Here is a 23,181-nt window from a genome sequence, read left to right on the forward strand (position 1 = left end):
TTCGGCCTGGCTCGGCTCCATGCTTGCTGCCGCTGCACTGATGAGCAGCGGCGCGGCTTACGCCGGCAACCAGAAGGAAGAAGCGCTGGCCGATTCGGTCCGGCTGGCGCTCGAACGGGCGATCCGCGACGGGCGCCCGCCGAAACCGGTGTTCCGCGACGCCGCCGCCCAGGGGCGCTACCGGCAGTGGTTCGACGCGATGTCGGCGCGCCTGAAGCGCCGCCTGCCGGACGACCAGGTCCGCACCGAGTTCCTCGAGTCGGCCTGGTACGAAGCGACCCGCGCCGGCCTCGATCCGGGGCTGGTGCTGGGCCTGATCCAGGTGGAGTCGGCCTACCGCAAGTACGCGGTGTCGATCGTCGGCGCGCGCGGCTACATGCAGGTGATGCCGTTCTGGACCAGGGTGATCGGCGACTCCAACCGCCGCGCCCTGTTCGACATGCAGACCAACCTGCGCTACGGCTGCTCGATCCTGCGCATGTACATCGACATGGAAGGCGGCAACCTGTATCTGGCGCTGGGCCGCTACAACGGCAGCCGCGGCCGGCCGGAGTATCCGAATGCGGTGCTGGCGGCGTGGAAGAATTGGGAGTTCAAGCCGGCGGCCGCGACGGCCATCGCGTTGAACTGATTCGCATGTGATTGCGTGGGCGGTCTCCACCCGCGCTCACGCCCGTAATGCATCCACCAATTGCTGCGCATGCCGCGGCAAATCATCGAAACTGCGCACGCAAATCGCCAGCTGCCGCAGCGCCCACGCATCCGCCAGCTCCAGCACCGCGATCGTCATCGTCTGCGCGCAGCGCCGCGCCGCCGGCTCGGGCACGATGCCGATCCCGACACCTGCCTCCACCATCCTGCAGACCGCCTCGAGGCCGCGCAGGCGCACCCGCGTATGCAGCGTGCGCCCGAGACGCCGCGCCTGCAGCTCCAGGTAGCTGGACAGGGCGCTGTCGCCGGCCAGGCCGACCTGGTCGAAATCGGCCAGGCGCGCGAAGGCCACCGGGCGGCCGTCCGGCGACAGCACCTCCGCCAGCGCCGGCGTGGCCACCGCCACCAGGCGGTCGGTGCGGAAGGGGAAGCTCTCCAGCTGCGAGAGGTCGACCGCGTCCGACAGGATGCCGAGGTCCGCTGCGCCTTCACGCACCGCCTTCGCCACCTCATGGCTGGCGCGCTCTTCGAGTTCGACGTCGACGTGGGCGTGGCGCGCCAAAAAGCCGGCCAGTGCGTCCGGCAGGTACTCGGTCAGCGAGGCCGTATTGCACAGCAGCCGCACCGTGCCCTTCAGGCCCTGGGCATGGTCGCCCAGCTCGGCGCGCATGCGCTCCAGCTGCTGGAACACCAGGCGCGCATGCCTCACCAGGGCCTCGCCGGCCGGCGTCGGACTCACCCCGCGCCGTCCGCGCAGCAGCAGCGGCACCCCCAGCGTCTCCTCCATGCTGTGGATGCGCTCGCTGCAGGAAGCCAGCGACAGGTGGGCGCGCGCGGCGCCGCCGGTGATGCTGCCGGCTTCCACCACGTGCAGGAACAGCTGCATGTCGACCAGGTCAAATCTCATAGCCTCTCTCGTTTAGCCTTCGGAATTTCCGAAGGCTCATTGCGGTAATCCCTCATTCTGCAAGCGCCCGGGATGGGGCAGAATTCCAGGCATGGACGCTCTGCTTTCCATCTTACACGCACATGAAGCCTTCGATTTGACCTTGATTTCCCTGGTGTTCCTGCTCGCCGGCCTGGTCCAGGGCGTGGCCGCACTCGGTCTGCCGACGGTCGCGGTCGGCCTGCTGGGGATGATGATGGCGCCGCGCGACGCAGCCGCTTTACTGGTCGTGCCTTCGCTGGTGACGAATGCCTGGCAAGTGGCGGCAGGTCCCTCGGCGGGGCCGCTCGCGCGCCGCCTGTGGCCGATGCTGGCCGGAATCGCCGTCGGCACCCTCGTCGGCGGCATGCTGCTGCCGGCCAGCGCTTCCGCGGATGCGGTGGCGGCCCTGGGCGGCGCCCTGATGATGGTGGCGGCGGCCGGCCTGGCGTCCTTCACGCTGCACGTGCCGCCCAGCGGCGAGCGCGCGGCCTCGCCCGTGGTAGGCCTCGCCACCGGCGCGGTCACGGCCGCCACCGGCGTGTTCGTGATCCCGGCCGTGCCTTATCTGCGGGGATTGCGTCTCGAACGTGAGCTGCTGGCACAGGCGCTGGGCCTGGCCTTCACCACCTCGACCGTCGCGCTGGCGGCCTCCCTGCGGCTGGCCGGGCAGTTCGAACTGCGCGAGGCCGGCCTGTCCTTCTGTGCGCTGCTGCCGGCGCTGGGCGGCATGGCGATCGGCCGGCGGATCCGCGGACGCATCCGTCCCGAACCCTTCCGCCGCTGCTACTTCATCGGCCTGCTCGGGCTCGGCCTGTATTTGATGCTGCGTCCCTTCCTCGGATAGACTGCTTGCTTTCCTCATCAGGGAGCAAGCAGACATGCGATTCACCCCCTTCGCCGCCGCCATGCTGATGGCCTGCGGCGCCGCCGCGCTGACGGGCTGCGCCGGCGCGCCGCCCGCGACCAGCGCCGCCACCACGCAGGCCCGTGACATCGACCGCGCCCGCAACGTGATCTTCTTCCTCGGCGACGGCATGGGCATCAACACCCTGACCGCCGCCCGCATCTACGCGGTGGGGGAAAGCGGCGAGCTGACCATCGACACGCTGCCCGAATCGGCCTTCGTGAAGACCTACTCGAACGATGCCCAGGTGACCGACAGCGCGGCCTCGATGTCGGCCTATATGACCGGGGTGAAGCAGAACAATGGCGTGATCTCGATGTCGTCCGACACCCGCGCGATGGCGCCGGCGGCGGATGGCGCCAGCCGCTGTGAGAACGGCCAGCCGGTGCCGACCCTGCTGGAACTGGCCAAGGCGCGCGGCCTCGCCACCGGCATCGTCACCATGACCAGCGTCACCGACGCCACCCCGGCCGCCACCTATGCCCACGCCTGCCACCGCAAACTGCAAAACCAGATCGCGGCGATGATGGTGCCGGGCGGCGCCGGCTATAACACGGCGCTGGGCGGCGGCATCGACCTGGTCGTCGGCGGCGGCGCCCAGTACTTCAAGCCGGCGGCCGGCGGCGGCAAGCGCCTTGATGGCCGCGACCTGCTGGCCGAGCTGCAGGCGCTTGGCTACCGCACGGCCTTCGATGCCGCGAGCCTCAAGGCGCTGGCGCCATCAAGCCTGCCGGCCATCGCCCTGTTCGCGCAGGACGACCTGGCCTACGACGCCGAGCGCGATCCGGCGCGCCAGCCCAGCCTGGCCGAGATGACGCGCAAGGCGGTCTCGCTGCTGGGCCAGCGCAGTGCGCAGGGCGGCAATCAAGGCTTCTTCCTGATGGTGGAGGGCGGCCTGATCGACCACGCGCTGCACGCCACCCGCGCCAAGCGCGCGCTGCAGGAAACCGCGGCCTTCGACGCCGCGCTGAAAGCCGCGATCGACGAAGTACAAAAGACCGATCCGGGCCTGAAGCACACCCTGATCGTTGCCACCGCCGACCATGACCACACACTGCTGATCAACGGTTATTCGCCGCGCAGCGGCAAGACCACGCCGGACAATCCGGGGGTGCTGGGCCTGGTGCACAGCCTCCCGGACGGCAAGGTCAAGCTGGACAAGGACGGCGCGCCCTACACCGTCCTCGGCTTCGGTACCGGCGAGCACCGGGTACAGGGCAGCCGAGCCTCGCAGGCCGGCCTCACGGACGCCATCGTCAGCGCCGACGGCTACCACCAGGAAGCGGCGGTGCGCATGAAGTCCGAGACCCATGGCGGCGCCGACGTCTACCTGGGCGCGGTGGGTGCGGGCGCCGAGGTCTTCCGCGGCACCATCGACAACACCCGCGTGTTCACCCTGATCAAAGAGGCGGCCGGCTGGTAAGGCGCGCAAGGAGATTCACATGAAAGCAATCCGCACCTGCGCGCTGCTGCTGGCAGCCGCATTCCAGACCCAGGCCTTCGCGCAGAATTTGGCCGCACCCCAGGCGAAGAACATCATCTTCTTCCTTGGCGACGGCATGGGCCCGACCACGATCACGGCCGCCCGCATCTATAAATACAAGGAAGAGGGGCTGCTGAACTTCGAGCGCCTGGACCGCACCGCGCGCATCAAGACCTACTCGAACGACGCGATGGTGACCGACAGCGCGCCGTCGATGGGCGCCTACATGACCGGCGTGAAGATCAATAACGACGTGATCTCGCGCAAGGATGCCAAGCCGCAGTCGCCGGGCAAGGACGCCAACGGCAACCCGAGCGTGGACCGCTGCGGCGAGAACAATGGCAGCGCGCCGATGACCATCCTCGAACTCGCCAAGGCCGCCGGCCGCTCGGTGGGCGCGATCACCACCACCGAGCTGACCCACGCGACCCCGGCCTCGACCTTTTCCCATGTCTGCAACCGCAACACGGTCTATACCATCGCGCAGCAGATCGTGCCCGGCGGCGCCGGCTACAACGAGAGGCTGAAGGACGGCGTCGACGTCCTGATGGGCGGCGGCCGGCCTTTCTTCACGCCCTACGATGCGAAGGCCAACCCGAAGGGCCGCGCGGACGGGCGCGACCTGCTGGCCGAGCTGGAGTCCCGCGGCTACTTCGTGGCGGCCACCCGCGGCGACATGATGTCGGCCCTGCCGAACCGGAAGTTCGTGGGTATTTACGCCGACAGCCACCTCGACTACGCCACCGTGCGCAAGCCCACCCAGCCGACCCTGGCCGAGATGGCCAGCAAATCGATCGAGCTGCTGTCGAAGAACCCGAAGGGCTTTTTCCTGATGGTCGAAGGCGGCAAGATCGACCACGCGCTGCACGACTCGAACGCGAAGAACGCGCTGGAGGAGGTGGTCGACTTCGACAACGCGATCCAGGCCGCGCTGGACCGCATGCGGAGCATCGACCCCGGCCTGGAGCACACCCTGATCGTGGTGACGGCCGACCATGACCACACGATGGTGATGAACGGCTATCCGAAGCGCGGCAACCCGATCCTCGGCATCGTGCGCGACGTCGCGACCGGCCAGCCGGCGCTGGATGCGGACGGCAAGACCTACACGACCCTGGTCTACGGCGGCGGCCCGAATCGCCAGGAGCTGCGCAGCGACGTCGACGACGCCCGCGCCCAGGCCCTGGACTACCGCCAGGAGGCCGGCGTGCGCCTGCCAGGCGAGGGACATGGCGGCGGGGATGTGAAGCTGTATGCGGTGGGGGCGGGGTCGGCGCCGTTCAAGGGCACGATCGAGAATACGCGGGTGTTCGATCTGATGAAGGCGGCTGCGGGGCTGTAGCGACCACCGCATATATAAACAAAAAGCCCCGGCAAAAACCAGGGCTTTTCATCTTGGTATCCGGCCAGCGGGGCGGCCTGTCGTCGTTTTTATTTGAGGTGATCGGAGATCAGCTTGGTCATCTCGAACATCGATACCTGGGCCTTGCCACCGAAGACGGCTTTCAGCTTGTCGTCGGCGTTGATCATGCGGCGGTTTGCGGCGTCCTGCAGGTTCTGGGCCTTGATGTAGTCCCAGACTTTCTTGGTGACTTCGGTACGCGGCAGCGGCTTGGCGCCGACTACTGCGGCCAGGGTCGCCGACGGGGTCATCTCTTTCATGAATGCGGCGTTGGGCTTGCGTGCTGCTGCCGGCTTCGCTGCTGCTTTCGGTGCTGCTGCTTTGGCAGGAGCTGCCTTCTTTGCTGCAGGCTTCGCCGCTGCAGCCGGTTTTGCAGCGGCCTTCTTGGCGGGCGCTGCGGTGGTTTTTTTGGCTGTTGCCATCTTCGAGCCTCCTAAACGGAACACGTGGAAAATTGCGCAATAAATCGCACCGGCTTATATTGGTAGGGTTTTAGTGTTCGTGCAAGTCTTTTTCGAAATTTTTTCACTCTTATAAGCCCCAAAATGGCAGATCGTGCCAGCCGCGCCGCTCCAGAGTGAAAAATGGGCTCCGCAAGAGGCAAAAAAGCCGTGCGGAGCGGCTGCCACGCACGGCTTTCGACAGGTCCCGAAAGGGACGGACGGTCAGCGCATTCCGGGCATCATGCCCTTCATCCCGCGCATCATCTTCATCAGGCCACCGCCTTTGAGCTTCTTCATCATCGTGTTCATCTGATCGTACTGCGTCAGCATGCGGTTCACTTCCTGCACCTGAACGCCGGCGCCGGCGGCGATGCGGCGCTTGCGGTTGGCCTTGATCAGTTCCGGCTTGGCGCGTTCCTGCGGGGTCATCGAGTCGATGATGCCGCACATGCGGCGCACCTGCTTTTCGGCCTGGTCCATGTTGGCGCCGCTTGCCGCCTGCTGGAACTGGGCCGGGAGCTTGTCCAGCAGTCCTGCCATGCCGCCCATCTTCTTCATCTGGGTCAGCTGGGCCTTGAAGTCGTTCATGTCGAACTTACCGCCCGACTTGATCTTGTTGGCCATGTCGGCCGCGGCCTGCATGTCCACGCCCTTGCGCGCTTCCTCGACCAGGGCCAGGATGTCGCCCATGCCCAGCACCCGGTTGGCCATGCGGGCCGGATCGAAGGCTTCCAGGCCGTCCAGCTTTTCGGACACGCCGGCGAACTTGATCGGCTTGCCGGTCACGTGGCGCACCGACAGCGCCGCGCCGCCGCGCGAGTCGCCATCGAGCTTGGTCAGGATTACGCCGGTCAGCGGCAGCGCCTCGTTGAAGGCCTTGGCGGTGTTGATCGCATCCTGGCCGACCATGGCGTCGACCACGAACAGGGTCTCGATCGGCTTGACGGCGGCGTGCACCGCGGCGATCTCCTGCATCATCGCCTCGTCGATCGCCAGGCGGCCGGCGGTGTCGATGATCAGGACGTCGTGGTAGTGCTTCTTGGCCCAGTCCAGCGCGGCCAGGGCGATGTCGACCGGCTTGTCGTTGGCGGTGGACGGGAAGAAGTCGGCGCCGACCTGCTTGGTGACGGACTCCAGCTGCGCGATCGCGGCGGGGCGGTACACGTCGGCGGAGACGGTCAGCACCTTCTTCTTCTGCTCTTTCAGGTACTTGGCCAGTTTGCCGGTGGTGGTGGTCTTACCCACACCCTGCAGGCCGGCCATCAGGATGATCGCCGGCGGCTGCTGGGCGAACGAGAGCTGGGACGCCTCGGGGCCGAGGTCGGCGCCCATCAGGGCCGCCAGCTCCTTCTGCACCACGCCGACCAGGGCCTGGCCGGGGGAGAGCGAGCCGATGACCTCTTCGCCCAGCGCTTTTTCCTTCACTTTGGCGATGAATTCGCGGACTGCCGGCAGCGCCACGTCCGCCTCGAGCAGGGCCAGGCGCACTTCGCGCAGCATCTCGGCGGTGTTCGATTCGGTCAGGCGCGCCTCGCCGCGCATCGTCTTGACGACCTTGGCAAGGCGTTGGGTCAGGTTATCCAGCATGGTTGTGTTCTACCTATCTACCTAGATTGTGTTTGGGCGCAAACCGCCATTCTACCGCATGTATGGCCATGTTTTTGATGGTCAAGACCTTGCCCTGGCGATCCGCAAGCGAAAAAGTCAAGGCCCTGCGTTGATACTTGGGAGGCGGATTTGTGAATTTCTGAGTAAGCAACTGTACTGTTTGACAATGTATTGCTCTACGTTATAGCCTCGTTGCCATTGCAAGTTCGCAGTTCATTGAAGCAGACCATAACGGAGAGACAGCAATGACAGTAAAAGCGTTCGGCAAGACCATTCTCATCGCCTCCCTGCTGGCTGCGGGCGGCGCCCAGGCCCAGGAAGTCGTCCGGCTCGGCAACCTCAAGTTCGCCCACTATGGCGCGGTGTCATATATAAAGGAGATCGCACCGAAGTGCGGCATCAAGGTCGAGGAGCGCGTGTTCGCCAAGGGCCTGGATGTGATGCAGGCCATCATCGCCGGCGAGATCGACGTCGGCACCACGGCCTCGGAAGCGGCGATCTCCGGCCGCGCCGGCAATGCGCCTATTTATGTCGTCGCCGGCTTCGCCAAGGGCGGCGCGCGCCTGGTGGCGGGGCAGGGCAGCAATATCAAGAGCGTCAAGGACCTGAAGGGCAAGAAGGTGGGCGTGACCCGCGGCGGCATCCAGGAAGTGCTCTTGATGGCCGAGCTGCAGAAGGTGGGCCTCACCGCCGACGCCGCGCCGGGCAAGGATGTGCAGCTGGTGTTCCTGGCCTACGCCGACCTGAACCAGGCGCTGCTGGGCAAGAACATCGACGCCATGATGCAGTCCGAACCGCAATCCTCGCAGGCCATCAACAAGGGCTTCGGCACCGAGATCATCAAGCCTTACGACACCCCGATCGGCGAACCGGTGCGTACCATGGTGATGACCGAGAAGTTCTACACCACCAAGCGTCCGCTGGCCGAGAAATTCATGCGCTGCTTCGTGCAGGCCACCAGCACCTTCATCAAGGATCCGGCGCTGGCCGAAAAGTACGTGCGCGACGTCGTGTTCAAGGGCCAGATCACCAGCGACGATTTCCGCGATGCGATGGATAACGCGTCCTACACCTACGACATCACGCCGGAGCACATCCAGACCACGACCGACATCATGTACAAGACCGGCGTCGGCCGCATGGCCAAACCGCCCGCGGCCAGGGAGTGGGTCAAGACCGACCTGCTGGACGAGGCCAAGAAGGGCCTGGGTGTCAAGTAATCACCACGCGTGAGCGGGGAGAGCGGGATGGCAAAAAGAAGCTGGCAGGACATCGCCGTCGGCCTGGTGGTGCCGATCATGGCGATCGGGATCTGGCAGTGGGTGGCGGGCATGGGATGGGTCAACGCGAACATCCTGCCGTCGCCGCTGGCGGTGTGGAACAAGTGGGTGGCTTATCTGCTGCCGCTGCAGGATTTCAAGACCTGGCACGAGAACAAGCCTGATGGCGCTTGGTGGTCGTGGGCGCTGTCGGGAGAGTTGATCATCGATTCGCTCGGCAGCCTGTACCGCGTGGTGGTCGGCTTCGCGGTCGGGGCCGGCCTGGCCCTGCCGCTCGGCCTGGCGATGGGCGCCAGCCGCATCGTGTACGCCTGGATGAATCCGCTGGTACAGCTGCTGCGCCCGATCCCGCCGATCGCCTACATCCCCCTGTCGATCCTGTGGTTCGGGCTGGGCAATCCGCCGGCCATCTTCCTGATCGCGATCGGCGCCTTCTTCCCGGTGCTGATGAATACCATCGCCGGGGTGCGCCAGGTCGACGGCATCTACCTGCGCGCCGCCCGCAACCTGGGCGCCGGCGGCGCCACCATGTTCCTGCGCGTGATCCTGCCGGCTGCCGTGCCGTATATCCTGACCGGCATGCGGATCGGCGTTGGCACCGCCTTCATCGTGGTGATCGTGTCCGAGATGATCGCGGTGAACAACGGCCTGGGTTTCCGCATCCTCGAGGCGCGCGAGTACTTCTGGTCGGACAAGATCATCGCCGGCATGATCACCATCGGCCTCCTCGGCCTGGCGATCGACTGGGCCATGAACCGCCTGAACAACCACCTGCTGCGCTGGCACCGCGGCCTGGAGCACTGAATGGGGAGCACCGAGTGAGCGCGCATATCGTCATTGATCAGGTCAGCAAGGTGTTCGAAACCGACGGCCGCCGCTTGGTCGCGCTGGAGAACATCGGCCTCGAGATCCCGCGCGGCCAGTTCGTCTGCCTGCTCGGCCCGTCCGGCTGCGGCAAGTCGACCCTGCTGAACGCGATCGCCGGCTTCGCCCCGCCGACCGCAGGCCGGATCCTGGCCGACGGCGCCCCGGTGGCCGGACCCGGACCGGAACGCGGCATGGTGTTCCAGGAATACGCGCTGTTCCCGTGGATGACGGTCGAGCAGAACGTCGGCTTCGGCCTCGAGATCAAGGGCATGGCCAGGCCCGCCGTCGCGGCGCGCGTGGCCGAGCTCCTGAAACTGCTGTCGCTGGAAGACTTCGGCAGGCGCTATCCGAAGGACCTGTCGGGCGGCATGCGCCAGCGGGTCGCGATCGCGCGCGTGCTGGCGCTGGATTCGCCGATCATGCTGATGGATGAACCCTTCGGCGCCCTCGACGCGCTGACCCGCCGCAACCTGCAGGACGAGCTGCTGCGCATCTGGGCCGAGCTGAAGAAGACCGTCATCTTCGTCACCCACAGCATCGAGGAAGCGATCTACCTGGCCGACCGCATCGTCGTGATGACCTACCGGCCGGGCACGGTCAAGCGCGACATGGCGATCGACCTGCCGCGCATGCGCGACCCGGCCGCGCCCGAGTTCAATGCGCTCAAGCGCGAGCTGGGGCAGCTCGTCATGGAAGAGCAGCAGCGGCATCATGAGGCGGAGATGAGGTCGGCGGCTGTCGACTAAGTGTTTACTAGTAAACGTCGTTCCCGCGAAGGCGGGAATCCAAGTTAAGCTAGCGTTCTGCAAACAAACCTGGACCCCCGCCTTCGCGGGGGCGACGGTGATGACTTCTCGGGGCCGACGGTGATGACTTCTCGGGGCCGACGGTGATGACTTCTCGGGGCCGACGGTGATGACTTCGCGGGAGACGACGGTGGTAACGATCCGGATAGTGTAAACTCGCCCCTATGCAAACCACCTTATTCATTGCCGCGGCCATCCTGTACGCGGTGTGTGCCCTGCTGCCGGCGCGGCGGGGTTTCGTCGTGTCCGGCGTGACCGCGCTGGCGTGGGCGCTGCATGGCGCCGCGCTGTGGCCGGACATGCTGGCCCACGGTGCGCTGCGCGTCGGCTTCGCCTTCATGCTGTCGGCCGCCTTGTGGATTTCGGTGGCGGCCTGGTGGATCGAGAACCGCAATTTCGCGCTCGACGGCATGCGCCGCATGGTGATGCCGTGCGCGGCGGTCGCCGCCCTGTTGCCGCCGCTGTTCCCGGGCAGCCTCATCTCGCTGAGCGAACAGTCCCAGACGCCGGCCTTCGGCTGGCACGTCGCGGTCGCCATCATGGCCTACAGCACGCTCACCATCGCCGCCTTCCACGCCGTGCTGATGGCGCTGCAGGAAACCCGCCTGCACACCCGCAACGCGAAGAAGGGCTGGCTGGGCGCCGCCATCGACCAGCTGCCGGCCCTGCTGACCATGGAAAAGCTGCTGTTCCGGATGATCGGCATCGGCTTCGTTCTGCTCAGCCTGACCGTCCTGTCGGGCATCGTGTTCTCCGAACAGCTGTTCGGGCGCGCGCTGCGCTGGGACCACAAAAATATATTCGCGCTGCTGTCGTGGCTGCTGTTCGCCGCGCTGCTGGCCGGACGCCGCTGGCGCGGCTGGCGCGGCAAGACCGCGCTGCGCTTCACGCTGGCGGGATTCGCTACCCTGGCGCTGGCCTATGTCGGCAGCCGTTTTGTCCTTGAAGTCGTTCTGCACCGGGGGTTCGTATGACGCGACTGTTATTCTGGATTGCGCTCATCATCCTGGTGGTGATGGCGGTACGCAGCAAACTGCGGGCGGCGGTGGCCGCGCGCACCGATCAACCGCAGCCGGGGCAGGGGCCCGACATGTCCGCCGCCGGCGCGCCGGTCCGGCCGCAAGTCGAGGACTCCGAGCGCATGACTTCCTGCGCCCAATGCGGCATTTATTTCCCGGCCTCGGAATCGGTTCGTGAGGGCGGACGCGATTACTGCAGCCAGGCCCACGCGCGCCAGGCGGCCGCCTCCCGCATCGATTGAGGCGCATGGCGCCCTGGCAGCCCTTGTCCGCAGCGTCGCGGGAGACCTTCTGGCGCTCGCTGCAGACGCTCAACGCGACGCGCATCGTGATCGCGCTGGTGCTGCTGGTCTACCTGGCGGTCGATGCGCGCCATGGCCAGGGCTTCAGCCGGCTGGGCGGCGCGGTCTATGGCCAGACCTGCGTCGCCTACGTGTTGGCGGCCCTGCTGTTCGCCGGCATCACCCAGCGCTGGCGCCGCCGTTTCCTGTGGCAGCTGTGCTGCCAGATCCTGGTCGACATCACCGTCATCTCGCTGCTCTACCTGGCCGCCGGCGGCGCCCGCAGCGGACTCGGACTGCTCTATCTGTTCCCGCTGGCCGGCGCCGCGATCCTGGCGCCGCTGGTCCTGGCGCTGTTCTCGGCCTCGCTCGCGACCCTGTTCGTGCTGGCCGAAAGCACTTACCAGATCTTCATCAGCGACCAGGAGCCGCCGCTGTTCCAGGCCGGGATGACGGGCGCCGTCTTCTTTGCCGTGGTGCTGGTGGTGAGCCGGCTGGCGGCCCGCCTGATCGGGCAGGAAGAGCTGGCGGCCAGGCGCGGTGCCGACCTGCGGGTCCAGCAGGCGGTCAACCGCATCGTGGTCGACGATGCCGGCGACGGCATCCTGGTGGTGGGAAGCGACGGCTTCGTCTTTTCCGGCAACCCGGCGGCGCGCCGCATGCTCGGGCTGGACAGCGACAGCGACTTCCGCCTGGCCGACATCGCCGCGCTGGAACCGGTGGCGCAGGCCTTCCAGGCCTGGCTCGAGGCCGAACCGGCCGAAACTTACGTGACCGTCAAGCGCTGGCAGGACGCGGCCGGACCGGTGCGCGGCCGCCTCGACCAGCCGGTGCACCTGAAACTGCGTTTCGCGCGGGTCGACACCCCGGACGGCGAGGCCGAGCGCAGCGTGATCTTCATGCAGGACGTGAGCGCCATCGAGAACCAGGCGCAGCAGCTCAAGCTGGCCTCGATGGGCCGCCTGACGGCCAGCATCGCGCATGAGGTGAGGAATCCGCTGTCGGCGATCGGCCACGCGACCTCGCTGCTGGCCGAAGACCTGAGCGGACCGGCCGAGACCCGGCTGCTGCGCATCGTCGGCGACAACGTGGCGCGCGTGAACCGCATGGTCGAGGACATCCTGAAACTGTCGCGCAAGGTGCAGCCGGGCGCCGAGCCGGTGCCGCTCGGCGCCTTCCTGGCCGAGCTGAAGGCGGAGTTCACGGAAACCCATGGCCTGGCCGATCACATGATCTACATCGGCGACGCCGGCCCGCGCACCGTGCGCTTCGACGGCCTGCACCTGCGGGAAGTGCTGGTCAACCTGCTGGGCAATGCCGTACGCTATGCGAGCGGCAAGCCGGCCAGCATCCGCGTGTTCCCGGTGCTGGACGCCACCGGTCGCGTCGAGCTGCACGTGCAGGACGACGGTCCCGGCATCACGCCCGAGGTGAGGGCCCACCTGTTCGAGCCCTTCTATACCACCTCGAGCAAGGGCACCGGCCTGGGGCTCTACCTGGCGCGCGAGCTGTGCCTGAACAACGGCGCCATGCTCGACTACGAATACCGGGTCGATGGCCCCGCCGGCTTCGATGCGCCGGGACGCTTCGTGATCACCTTTACTATATAGAGTATGAGTTCTCCCCGCATCCTTGTAATCGACGACGAAGCCGACCTGCGCGAACTGCTCGAGATCACCCTGGTCAAGATGGGGCTGGACGTCGACAGCGCGTCCACCGTGCGCGAGGCGCGCGCGCTGCTGGGCCAGACCGAATACGCGCTGGTGCTGACCGACATGCGCCTGCCCGACGGCACCGGCCTGGAGCTGGTGCGCGAAGTCGCCGGCGCGGGGCGCGGCACGCCGATCGCCGTGATCACCGCCTACGGCAGCGCCGAGAACGCGGTGGTGGCGCTGAAGGCCGGCGCCTTCGATTATGTCTCCAAGCCGGTGGTGCTGGACGACCTGCGCACCATGGTGCGCTCGGCGCTGCGCCTGTCCGAAGCGCCGGCCGGGCAGCCGTCGGCCCCGGGAGAGGGGGAGGACGGGAGGAATTCGCGCCTGCTCGGCCGCTCGCAGGCGATGCAGGCGCTGCGCGCCCAGATCGGCCGGCTGGCGCGCTCGCAGGCGCCGATCGCCATCAACGGCGAATCCGGCAGCGGCAAGGAGCTGGCGGCGCGCGAGATCCACGCCCGGAGCGCGCGCGCCGGCAAGCCCTTCGTCGCCGTGAACTGCGGCGCGATTCCCGAAGCGCTGATGGAGGCCGAGTTCTTCGGCTACCGGAAAGGCGCCTTCACCGGCGCCACCGACGAGCGCGACGGCTTCTTCCAGGCCGCCAACGGCGGCACCCTGATGCTGGACGAGGTGGCCGACCTGCCGCTGGCGATGCAGGTCAAGCTGCTGCGCGCGATTCAGGAGCGGCGCGTGCGCAAGATCGGCGCCACCGCCGAGGAAGCGGTGGACGTGCGCATCATCAGCGCCACCCACAAGGATCTGGGAAGGCTGGTCGAGACCGGCCAGTTCCGCCAGGACCTGTTCTACCGCCTGAACGTGATCGAGCTGACCCTGCCGCCGCTGCGCGAACGCCTCGACGACCTGCCGCTGCTGACCGAGGCCATCCTCGCGCGCCTGGCGGGGCCGGGCAATGCGCGCCTCGGCGCCGGCGTGCTGGAAGCGCTGCAGGGTTATGCCTTTCCCGGCAATGTGCGCGAACTGGAGAATGTGCTGGAACGCGCGCTGGCCTTTGCCGACGACGGCGTGATCGAGGCCGGCGATCTGCTGCTGAAGGGCGCGCGTTTGCTCGATGCGGGAAGCGCCGCTGTGGTCCGCGAAACGGCGGCAGTGGAAGCGCCTGCGCAGCCGGCAGCGCAGGCCGCCATGCCGCCGGCCGCGGCGCCCGCCGCACCCGCCGCGCCGGTCCCGGCCGAGACGCCGTCCGGCATGCCGAGCCTGGGCGCCGGCGAGCTGCCCAGCAACCTGCCGGACTACCTCAGCCAGGTCGAGCGCGACATCATCCTGCGCGCGCTGCAGCAGACCCAGTTCAACCGCACCCAGGCTGCCAGCCTGCTCGGCATCAGCGTGCGCCAACTGCGCTATCAGATGCAGAAACTGGAGATCCACGCGCCCGAACCCTGATTCGGATCATGGTTAAACGGGCGAGCTGTTGCCTTTTCGCCATCGCAGCATAGCCTGAACGCCGACTCCGTCAACGTCTGGCCGCACCACGCCTGGGCCCCCCAATCGTTATGTTAGTGCTTACTTTCATTCCGAGGCCCATGATGATTCGCCTCGGCAAATGTCAAGCTCGGCGCTACAAAAAAAACCGCTCAGCAGAGCCTTTGATATTGCCGAATATCGACTACAATTAGGCTCATACGGCTGTCGGACACTATATCTAGTGGTCAGTGTCGGAAGACAGATCAGTAAGAGGAGGGGCGCATGCAGGCGTTTTTCAACATGGCTCTCCTCTTTATTATTTTCAAAAAGTTATTAGGTTGCCAACTTTGCTCAGTTGGCATTCATCGTTTTTAGTTGGTGGCGCGCTGCCATCCTGGGAGGCTCAATGCAAACATCTTCGGACATCTCCATCAATCCGCAACCAGGAACGGCTGCCGGCACCAGCGCGGCTGAACTGGTCGCGACCGGCGACTACCGCATCATCCGCCGCAACGGCGCCGTGGTGCCGTTTGCTCCGAACAAGATCGCCGTCGCGATGACCAAGGCTTTCCTCGCCGTGAACGGCGAGCAGGGCCGCGAGTCGGCGCGCATCCGCGACCTGGTCGAGCAGCTGACCAACAACGTGGTCGCCGCCCTGGTGCGCCGCCAGCCGAACGGCGGCACCTTCCACATCGAAGATGTGCAGGACCAGGTGGAGCTGTCCCTGATGCGCTCGGGCGAGCATGACGTCGCGCGCGAATACGTGCTGTACCGCGCCAAGCGCATGGACGAGCGCCGCGCCGCCAAGGAAGCAGCCGGCGCCACCGCGGTCGCCGCGCCGCAGTTCACCGTGGTCGACGGCGGCGTGCGCCGTCCGCTGGACATGAACGAAGTCTCGTCCCTGATCGGCGCCGCCTGCGCCGGCCTGGAAAAGCATGTCGACGCCGACGCCATCCTGGCCGAAACCGTCAAAAACCTTTACGACGGCGTGCCGGTCGAGGAGCTGCACAAGTCGGCCATCCTGGCCGCCCGCGCCCTGATGGAAAAGGATCCGGCCTACAGCCAGGTCACCGCGCGCATCCTGCTGCACACCATCCGCAAGGAAGTCTTCGGCAAGGAAGTGCCGCAAGCCGGTGCCGCCGCCGAATACGTGACCTACTTCCCGCAGTACATCGCCAAGGGCATCGACGCCGAGCTGCTGGACGAGGAACTGGCCAAGTTCGACCTGCAGAAGCTGGCCAAGGCCATCGTCGCCGACCGCGACCTGCAATTCGGCTACATCGGCCTGCAGACCCTGTACGACCGCTACTTCCTGCACATCCGCGAAACCCGCATCGAGATGCCGCAGGCCTTCTACATGCGCGTCGCGATGGGCCTGTCCCTGCGCGAAGAGAACCGCGAAGCGCGCGCGATCGAGTTCTACAACCTGCTGTCGAGCTTCGACTTCATGAGCTCGACCCCGACCCTGTTCAACTCGGGCACCCGCCGCTCGCAGCTGTCCTCGTGCTACCTGACCACCGTCAGCGACGACCTGGAAGGCATCTACGACGCGATCAAGGAAAACGCACTGCTGTCGAAATTCGCCGGCGGCCTGGGCAACGACTGGACCCCGGTCCGCGCGATGGGTTCGCGCATCAAGGGCACCAACGGCAAGTCGCAGGGCGTGGTTCCGTTCCTGAAAGTGGCGAACGACACCGCCGTGGCGGTCAACCAGGGCGGCAAGCGCAAGGGCGCGGTCTGCGGCTACCTGGAAACCTGGCACCTGGACATCGAGGAATTCCTCGACCTGCGCAAGAACACCGGCGACGACCGCCGCCGCACCCACGACATGAACACCGCGAACTGGATTCCCGACCTGTTCATGAAGCGCGTGATGGAGAAGGGCTCCTGGAGCCTGTTCTCGCCGTCCGAAGTGCCGGACCTGCACGACAAGGTCGGCAAGGCCTTCGAGGAAGCCTACCTGGGCTATGAAGCCAGGGCGGCGCGCGGCGAAATGACCGTGTACAAGAAAATTGAAGCGCTCGACCTGTGGCGCAAGATGCTGTCGATGCTGTTCGAGACCGGCCACCCGTGGATCACCTTCAAGGATCCGTGCAACATCCGTTCGCCGCAGCAGCACGTCGGCGTGGTGCACTCGTCCAACCTGTGCACCGAGATCACGCTGAACACCAACGCCGACGAGATCGCCGTCTGCAACCTGGGTTCGGTCAACATGCCGGCCCACATGAAGGGCGACGGCCTGGACGTGGTCAAGCTGCAGAAGACCATCCGCACCGCGATGCGCATGCTCGACAACGTCATCGACATCAACTACTACGCCGTCGACAAGGCGAAGAACTCGAACCTGCGCCACCGTCCGGTCGGCCTGGGCATCATGGGTTTCCAGGACTGCCTGCACATGATGCGCGTGCCGTTTGCATCAAGCAAGGCCGTGGAATTCGCCGACCGCTCGATGGAAGCCGTCTGCTACTACGCCTACCTGGCTTCGACCGAGCTGGCCGAAGAGCGCGGCCGCTACCAGTCCTACGAAGGTTCGCTGTGGGACCGCGGCATCCTGCCGCAGGATTCGATCAAGCTGCTGGCCGAAGAGCGCGGCGGCTACCTGGAGCAGGACCTGTCCGAAACCATGGACTGGACCGTGGTCCGCAACCGCATCAAGCAGTTCGGCATGCGTAACTCGAACTGCGTGGCGATCGCGCCGACCGCGACCATCTCGAACATCATTGGCGTCTCTGCCTGCATCGAGCCGACCTTCCAGAACCTGTACGTGAAGTCGAACCTGTCGGGCGAATTTACCGAGATCAACGGCTACCTGGTGCGCGACCTGAAGGCGCGCGGCCTGTGGGACGAGGTCATGATCAACGACCTGAAATACTTCGACGGCTCGCTGTCGCGTATCGACCGCGTGCCGCAAGACCTGCGCGACATCTACGCGACGGCCTTCGAAGTCGAGCCGAAGTGGCTGGTGGAAGCCGCTTCCCGCCGCCAGAAGTGGATCGACCAGGCGCAGTCGTTGAACATCTACATGGCCGGCGCCTCGGGCAAGAAGCTGGACGAGACCTACAAGCTGGCCTGGCTGCGCGGCCTGAAGACGACCTACTACCTGCGCACCATCGCGGCGACCCACATGGAGAAGTCGACTACCCGTACCGGCGCCCTGAACGCCGTGGCGGTCGATGGCGGCCTGTCGGCGGCGGCGGCAGCTCCGGCTGCAGCCCCGGCCGCACCGGTGGCGAGCACCCCGGATGTCGTGGAAGGCGCAGCATGCTACCTGCGTCCGGGCGATGCCGGCTTCGACGAGTGCGAAGCCTGCCAGTAAAGACACCCCGTCGTTCCCGCGAAGGCGGGAATCCAAGTTTGTTCGCGGTACGCTAACTTAACTTGGGCCCCCGCCTCCGCGGGGGCGACGTTTCTAAGTTAATAATAGAAGGAAAAGATCATGGCTCTGTCATGGGACGATGAACCGACCACGGGCGCACCGGCCGCCGCCGCAGGAAGCAACATCGCGGAAGGCGTCAGCGCCGCCGATGTCGCCAAGCGCGTCAACGCCGACGACAAGCGCATCATCAACGCCAAAACCGACGTCAACCAGTTGGTGCCGTTCAAGTACAAGTGGGCCTGGGATAAATACCTGGCCGGCTGCGCCAACCACTGGATGCCGCAGGAAGTGAACATGCAGCGCGACATCGAGCTGTGGAAGAATCCCAACGGGCTGACCGAAGACGAGCGCCGCATCGTCAAGCGCAACCTGGGCTTCTTCGTGACCGCCGACTCGCTGGCCGCCAACAACATCGTGCTGGGCACCTACCGCCACATCACGGCCCCGGAATGCCGCCAGTACCTGCTGCGCCAGGCCTTCGAAGAGGCGATCCATACCCACGCCTACCAGTACATCGTCGAGTCGCTGGGCCTGGACGAGAAGGAAATCTTCAACGCCTACAACGAAATCCCGTCGATCCGCGACAAGGACCAGTTCCTGATTCCGTTCATCGAGGTCATCAACGACCCGCAGTTCCAGACCGGCACCCTGGAAAACGACCAGAAGCTCCTGAAATCGATCATCGTGTTCGCCTGCCTGATGGAAGGCCTGTTCTTCTACGTCGGCTTCACCCAGATCCTGGCGCTCGGCCGTCAAAATAAAATGACCGGCGCCGCCGAGCAGTACCAGTACATCCTGCGCGACGAGTCGATGCACTGCAACTTCGGCATCGACCTGATCAACACGATCAAGATGGAAAACCCGCAGCTGTGGACCGCCGAGTTCAAGGAAGAGATCAAGCAGCTGTTCCTGAAGGCCGTCGAGCTCGAGTACCGCTACGCCGAAGACACCATGCCGCGCGGCGTGCTGGGCCTGAATGCCCCGATGTTCAAGGGCTACCTGCGCTTCATCGCCAACCGCCGCGCCGTCCAGATCGGCCTGGATGCGCTGTTCCCGAACGAGGAAAACCCCTTCCCGTGGATGAGCGAGATGATCGACCTGAAGAAGGAACGCAACTTCTTCGAGACCCGCGTGACCGAGTACCAGACCGGTGGTGCGCTGAGCTGGGACTGATCCCGGCGCAGCCGTCCCGTCCTTCAAGCCCGCCGCCCGGCGGGCTTTTTGTTTGCCGCGCCGGACAGTCCGCGGACTGTCTGTTATGCTGCCCGCACCTTTGCATGGCAGCCTCACGATGTTTACCAGCCCGCACCTCGACCATCCCGCCATCGTCCACGGCTTCGGCACCCGCCACGACGATATGGCCCAGCTCCTGCCCGCCTACTGGCCCCGCCGCCCGATCCAGCACGAACGCCACGGCACCCGCATCGCCGTCGCGACCGAACCCAACGAGGATTGCGGCGAAGCCGACGGCATGCTGACCGACCGTCCCGGCCTGCTGCTGGCGATCGCCACCGCCGACTGCGTGCCGGTGCTGCTGGCGCGCCAGGACGGGCGCGAGGTGGCGGCCCTGCATGTCGGCTGGCGCGGCGCCCACGCCGGCATCGTCGACTGTTTTTCGCTGCTCGTGCGCGAGCGCGGCGGCGATCCCGGCGACTGGATCGCGGCGATCGGACCGGCGGCCCACGCCTGCTGTTATGAAGTGTCGGAGGACCTGGTCGACGCGTTCCAGGAGCGTACCGGGCTGCCGCGGGAGACCGTCGCGCCGCGGCCGCGCCGGCTCGACCTGCCGGCGATCGTGCGCTGGCAGCTCGCGCAGGCCGGCTTCGAACACGTGTCGGCCCGGCTCGACTGCACCATGTGCGCGCGCGGCGACGGCGACCGCTTTGTTTATCACAGCTACCGCCGCGACCGCGAAACGCGCACCCCGATCGTCGACGTGCAGTGGTCGGTGATCGCGATCGCAGCGTCTTGAGCGCGATTCGCGCAAGGGATGCCATCATCCATTGCGCCACAGGCTTGCTACTAAAGCTATCATGCCTGCCATGCTACGCGTTCTCTTCATCCATCAGAACCTGCCCGGCCAGTTCCGGCGCCTGATCCGCTATCTGCAGACGCGGCCCGACGTAGAGCTCACCGCGATCGGCGAAGAGGCAGCCGTCGCGCGCGCGAAGCTCGGACCGAAGCTGCGCACGATCGGCTACCCGAAGCCCGACGGAGCCGGCGAGAAGACCCACCACTACCTGAAGTATTTCGAGGCCTGCGTCCGGCGCGGGCAGACCGTCACCCGCGTCTGCGTCGAGCTGAAGAAGCAGGGCTGGATTCCCGACGTCGTGATCTGCCATCCGGGCTGGGGCGAGGGCCTGTTCGTCAAGGACGTGTTCCCGCGTGCGCGCCTGGTCGTGTTCTGCGAATTCTGGTGGGCCGCCGACGGACTCGACGTCGGCTTCGATCCCGAGTACCCGGCCAGCTTCGACGACCGCTTGCGGATCCGCATCAAGAATTCGGTGCTGATGCAGTCGCTGCTGGCGGCCGACGACGGCGTCACCCCGACCGCCTGGCAGCTGAACGCGCACCCGCCCGAGCTGCGCCACAAGATCCACCGGATTCACGAGGGCATCGACACCGCGTACCTGAGGCCCGATCCGCATGCGCGCCTGACGCTGCCGGACGGCAGGGTCCTGAGCCGCGCGCAGCCGGTGCTGACCTACGTCGCCCGCAACCTCGAGCCCTACCGCGGCTTCCACGTCTTCATGCGCAGCCTGCCTCGCCTGTTGGCCGGCAATCCGGATCTGCGGGTGGTCGTGGTCGGCGGCGACGGCGTCAGCTACGGCCGCCGTCCGCCCGAAGGATACGCCAGCTATCGCGAGGCCCTGTGCGCGGAATTGGAGGATTCCGTGGACTGGTCACGCGTTCATTTCCTCGGCAAGCTGCCATATGCGAGCTACCGCACGGTGCTGCAGGTCTCGAGCCTGCACATTTACCTCACTTATCCGTTCGTGCTCTCGTGGTCGGTGCTGGAAGCGATGGCGGTGGGCGTGCCGGTACTCGGTTCGGATACGGCGCCGGTGCGCGAAGTGATTTGCGACGGCGAGAATGGCTACCTGACCGGATTCTTCGACAGCGACGCGCTGGCCGACCGCGCGCTCGAACTGATCGCGCGCCGCGACGAGACCGCCGCGGCCGGATTGCGCGGGCGCGAGACGGTATTGCGCAACTACGATTTCGAATCGGTGGGCTTGCCGGCCTACCTCGAGCTGCTGAAGCCATTGCGGCAATTCGCTGAAGAGGGAGACAGATGAAGGACCGCTTCGCACTGCATTTCGTCCCCGAGGCATATTCCGTCGCGGGACCGAAACCGATGGGACGTCAGGCGGCCGGCGCCGCACTGATGCGCGCCGTCGCGCAGAGCGAATTGTCCGCGGTCGGCTGTTTTGCCGCCGGCGAAGCCCATGCCGGCGAATGCGAGCGCGCGCTGCGCGAGCAAGGCTTCAAGGGCGCGGTCGAGCGGGTGAGCCAGGGCAGGCCGCAGCAGCTCGAGCGTTTCGGCACGCTCTACCATCCGGCGCCCGGCATCGAGCGCCTGGCCTGGCGCCGCCTGGGCATCGGCGAGCGCCGCTACAGCCTGTGCGGCGTCACGCACACCACGTCCAGCCACGCGGTGATGAGCGCAATCGCCAACCTCCTGGTGGCGCCGGTGCGCAGCTGGGATGCGGTGATCTGCACCTCGCGCGTGGTGCGCGACAGCGTGCGCGAAGTGCTGGAGCGCCAGGCCGACTACCTGCGTGCGCGCCTGGGAGCGCAGCGTTTCGAGCTGCCGCAGCTGCCGCTGATTCCGCTCGGCGTGCACGGCCGCGACTTCGCATTCGACGAAGCCGGCCGCGGTGCGGCGCGGCGCCGGCTCGGCATCGAAGACGAGGACGTCGCCTTCCTGTTCCCGGGCCGGCTTTCCTTTCATGCGAAGGCGCATCCGCAGCAGATGTTCAGCGCACTCGAGCGCGCCGACAAGGGCGGGCGCCAGGTGCACCTGATCCTGTGCGGATGGTTCGCCAGCGAGGCGATCGAGAAGGCTTTCCGCGAGGCCGCCGCGCTGCTGTGTCCATCGGTGCGGCTGACGGTGCTCGACGGCCGCACAGCGGACAGCCAGGCCGCCTGGGCCGCCGCCGACGTTTTCACTTCGCTGGCGGACAATATGCAGGAAAGCTTGGGCCTGACGCCGCTCGAGGCGATGGCGGCCGGCCTGGCTTGCGTGGTGAGCGACTGGAACGGCTACCGCGACACGGTGCGCGACGGCGTCGACGGCTATCGCATCCCGACCATCATGCCCGGCGCGGGCGCCGGCCTTGACCTCGCGCAGCGTTACGACGATGGCGTCGACAGTTACGACCAGTATTGCGGTCATACCAGCCAGGTGGTGGCGGTGGATGGCGCGCAGCTCGCCCAGGCCTACGAGCGCCTGATCAAGGATGCCGGACTGCGCCGCCAGCTGGGCGAAAGCGGACGCCGGCGCGCACGCGAGGAGTTCGACTGGCAGGTGGTGTTCGGGCGCTACCGCGCGCTGTGGAGCGAGCTCGATGAGCGGCGCCGCGCCGATGCCGCGCTGGTGCCGGCGCTGCCGCAATCGGTGCCGGACCGGCTCGATCCCTTCGCGGCGTTCGCGAGTTATCCGAGCGCGCAGTTGACGCCGGAATCGATCGTCGAACTGGCGCCGGATGCATCGCTTGCGCAGTTGCGCGAATACCGCGAAATGGGAATCAACCGCTTCGCCGCGTCGTCCTTGCCGACGCTCGAAGAATTCGGCCAGATCTTCGGTTCGATCGAATCGCGGCCGACGCAGGTCGATGAATTGCTCGACGCGCTCGGACCTTGCGATCGGCCGACTTTGCTGCGCGGATTGGCGTGGCTTTGCAAGATGGATTTGCTGCGTATTGGTATGAAGACTTAATGGAATGCGCGGCAGGTGCGCGCTTGTTTTTGAAGGAGCTGAAGTATGAATGGG

General features: G+C 66.3%; 19 protein-coding genes. 16 read left to right on the top strand and 3 right to left on the bottom strand.

Translation table 11 applies throughout. The features are described 5' to 3' along the window. The first annotated feature begins 19 nt into the window (after positions 1-19). Positions 20-631, top strand: coding sequence for a lytic transglycosylase domain-containing protein (locus AB4Z32_RS04085; protein ID WP_441934635.1), 612 nt, complete (start codon positions 20-22; stop codon positions 629-631). A gap of 36 nt (positions 632-667) precedes the next feature. On the opposite strand, the gene AB4Z32_RS04090 is transcribed toward AB4Z32_RS04085, so the two are convergent. Continuing rightward, a complete protein-coding gene (locus tag AB4Z32_RS04090; RefSeq protein WP_441934637.1) occupies positions 668-1,558 on the bottom strand; it encodes a LysR family transcriptional regulator in 891 nt (296 codons plus the stop codon). Between the two features lie 91 nt (positions 1,559-1,649). On the opposite strand from AB4Z32_RS04090, the gene AB4Z32_RS04095 reads away from it, so the two are divergent. Genes AB4Z32_RS04095 through AB4Z32_RS04105 form a run of 3 tightly spaced genes read left to right on the top strand, consistent with a single transcriptional unit; the run spans position 1,650 to position 5,308 of the window. After that, entirely contained in the window at positions 1,650-2,423 is a 774-nt protein-coding gene (locus AB4Z32_RS04095; protein ID WP_441934639.1) for a sulfite exporter TauE/SafE family protein, read from the top strand. Between the two features lie 34 nt (positions 2,424-2,457). Continuing rightward, on the top strand, positions 2,458-3,906 hold the full coding sequence (locus AB4Z32_RS04100) for an alkaline phosphatase (RefSeq protein WP_441934641.1): 1,449 nt from the start codon (positions 2,458-2,460) through the stop codon (positions 3,904-3,906). A 19-nt stretch (positions 3,907-3,925) separates the two neighbouring features. After that, complete coding sequence (locus AB4Z32_RS04105; RefSeq protein ID WP_441934642.1) at positions 3,926-5,308, top strand: alkaline phosphatase; 1,383 nt, start codon at positions 3,926-3,928, stop codon at positions 5,306-5,308. 89 nt (positions 5,309-5,397) lie between these two features. Here AB4Z32_RS04105 and AB4Z32_RS04110 read toward each other — a convergent pair whose 3' ends face one another. Both AB4Z32_RS04110 and ffh read right to left on the bottom strand, forming a co-directional pair. Beyond that, positions 5,398-5,790, bottom strand: a complete 393-nt coding sequence (locus AB4Z32_RS04110) for an SWIB/MDM2 domain-containing protein (RefSeq protein ID WP_441934644.1) — start codon at positions 5,788-5,790, stop codon at positions 5,398-5,400. Between the two features lie 243 nt (positions 5,791-6,033). Then, positions 6,034-7,398 carry a signal recognition particle protein gene (gene ffh / locus AB4Z32_RS04115; protein WP_441934645.1) on the bottom strand — a complete coding sequence of 455 codons (1,365 nt, stop codon included), beginning with the start codon at positions 7,396-7,398 and terminating at the stop codon, positions 6,034-6,036. Positions 7,399-7,664: 266 nt separating this feature from the next. On the opposite strand from ffh, the gene AB4Z32_RS04120 reads away from it, so the two are divergent. From AB4Z32_RS04120 to AB4Z32_RS04175, 12 genes are all read left to right on the top strand, one after another. Further along, positions 7,665-8,639: an ABC transporter substrate-binding protein gene (locus AB4Z32_RS04120; RefSeq protein ID WP_441934646.1), complete on the top strand. Its 975-nt coding sequence runs from the start codon at positions 7,665-7,667 to the stop codon at positions 8,637-8,639. Positions 8,640-8,666: 27 nt separating this feature from the next. Further along, positions 8,667-9,503: an ABC transporter permease gene (locus AB4Z32_RS04125; protein ID WP_441934647.1), complete on the top strand. Its 837-nt coding sequence runs from the start codon at positions 8,667-8,669 to the stop codon at positions 9,501-9,503. Positions 9,504-9,517: 14 nt separating this feature from the next. Then, positions 9,518-10,312 carry an ABC transporter ATP-binding protein gene (locus AB4Z32_RS04130; RefSeq protein WP_441934648.1) on the top strand — a complete coding sequence of 265 codons (795 nt, stop codon included), beginning with the start codon at positions 9,518-9,520 and terminating at the stop codon, positions 10,310-10,312. A 224-nt stretch (positions 10,313-10,536) separates the two neighbouring features. Further along, positions 10,537-11,346: a cytochrome C assembly family protein gene (locus tag AB4Z32_RS04135; protein WP_441934649.1), complete on the top strand. Its 810-nt coding sequence runs from the start codon at positions 10,537-10,539 to the stop codon at positions 11,344-11,346. Beyond that, positions 11,343-11,633 carry a PP0621 family protein gene (locus AB4Z32_RS04140; RefSeq protein ID WP_441934650.1) on the top strand — a complete coding sequence of 97 codons (291 nt, stop codon included), beginning with the start codon at positions 11,343-11,345 and terminating at the stop codon, positions 11,631-11,633. The genes AB4Z32_RS04135 and AB4Z32_RS04140 overlap by 4 nt, the downstream gene beginning before the upstream one ends. Positions 11,634-11,638: 5 nt before the next feature. Further along, positions 11,639-13,282, top strand: coding sequence for an ATP-binding protein (locus tag AB4Z32_RS04145; RefSeq protein ID WP_441934651.1), 1,644 nt, complete (start codon positions 11,639-11,641; stop codon positions 13,280-13,282). A 3-nt stretch (positions 13,283-13,285) separates the two neighbouring features. Further along, complete coding sequence (locus AB4Z32_RS04150; RefSeq protein ID WP_441934652.1) at positions 13,286-14,785, top strand: sigma-54-dependent transcriptional regulator; 1,500 nt, start codon at positions 13,286-13,288, stop codon at positions 14,783-14,785. A gap of 427 nt (positions 14,786-15,212) precedes the next feature. Beyond that, on the top strand, positions 15,213-18,125 hold the full coding sequence (locus AB4Z32_RS04155; RefSeq protein WP_441934653.1) for a ribonucleoside-diphosphate reductase subunit alpha: 2,913 nt from the start codon (positions 15,213-15,215) through the stop codon (positions 18,123-18,125). Between the two features lie 120 nt (positions 18,126-18,245). Further along, positions 18,246-19,358, top strand: coding sequence for a ribonucleotide-diphosphate reductase subunit beta (locus tag AB4Z32_RS04160; protein WP_441934654.1), 1,113 nt, complete (start codon positions 18,246-18,248; stop codon positions 19,356-19,358). Positions 19,359-19,476: 118 nt separating this feature from the next. Further along, on the top strand, positions 19,477-20,157 hold the full coding sequence (locus AB4Z32_RS04165) for a polyphenol oxidase family protein (RefSeq protein ID WP_441934655.1): 681 nt from the start codon (positions 19,477-19,479) through the stop codon (positions 20,155-20,157). 61 nt (positions 20,158-20,218) lie between these two features. Next, positions 20,219-21,484: a glycosyltransferase family 4 protein gene (locus AB4Z32_RS04170; protein ID WP_441934656.1), complete on the top strand. Its 1,266-nt coding sequence runs from the start codon at positions 20,219-20,221 to the stop codon at positions 21,482-21,484. Continuing rightward, positions 21,481-23,127 carry a glycosyltransferase family 4 protein gene (locus AB4Z32_RS04175; protein WP_441934657.1) on the top strand — a complete coding sequence of 549 codons (1,647 nt, stop codon included), beginning with the start codon at positions 21,481-21,483 and terminating at the stop codon, positions 23,125-23,127. Before AB4Z32_RS04170 ends, AB4Z32_RS04175 begins: the two co-directional genes overlap by 4 nt. The last annotated feature ends 54 nt before the right edge of the window (positions 23,128-23,181 follow it).

The organism is Massilia sp. 2TAF26 (assembly GCF_052115005.1).
In the GTDB taxonomy this organism is placed as follows: Bacteria; Pseudomonadota; Gammaproteobacteria; order Burkholderiales; family Burkholderiaceae_D; genus Telluria.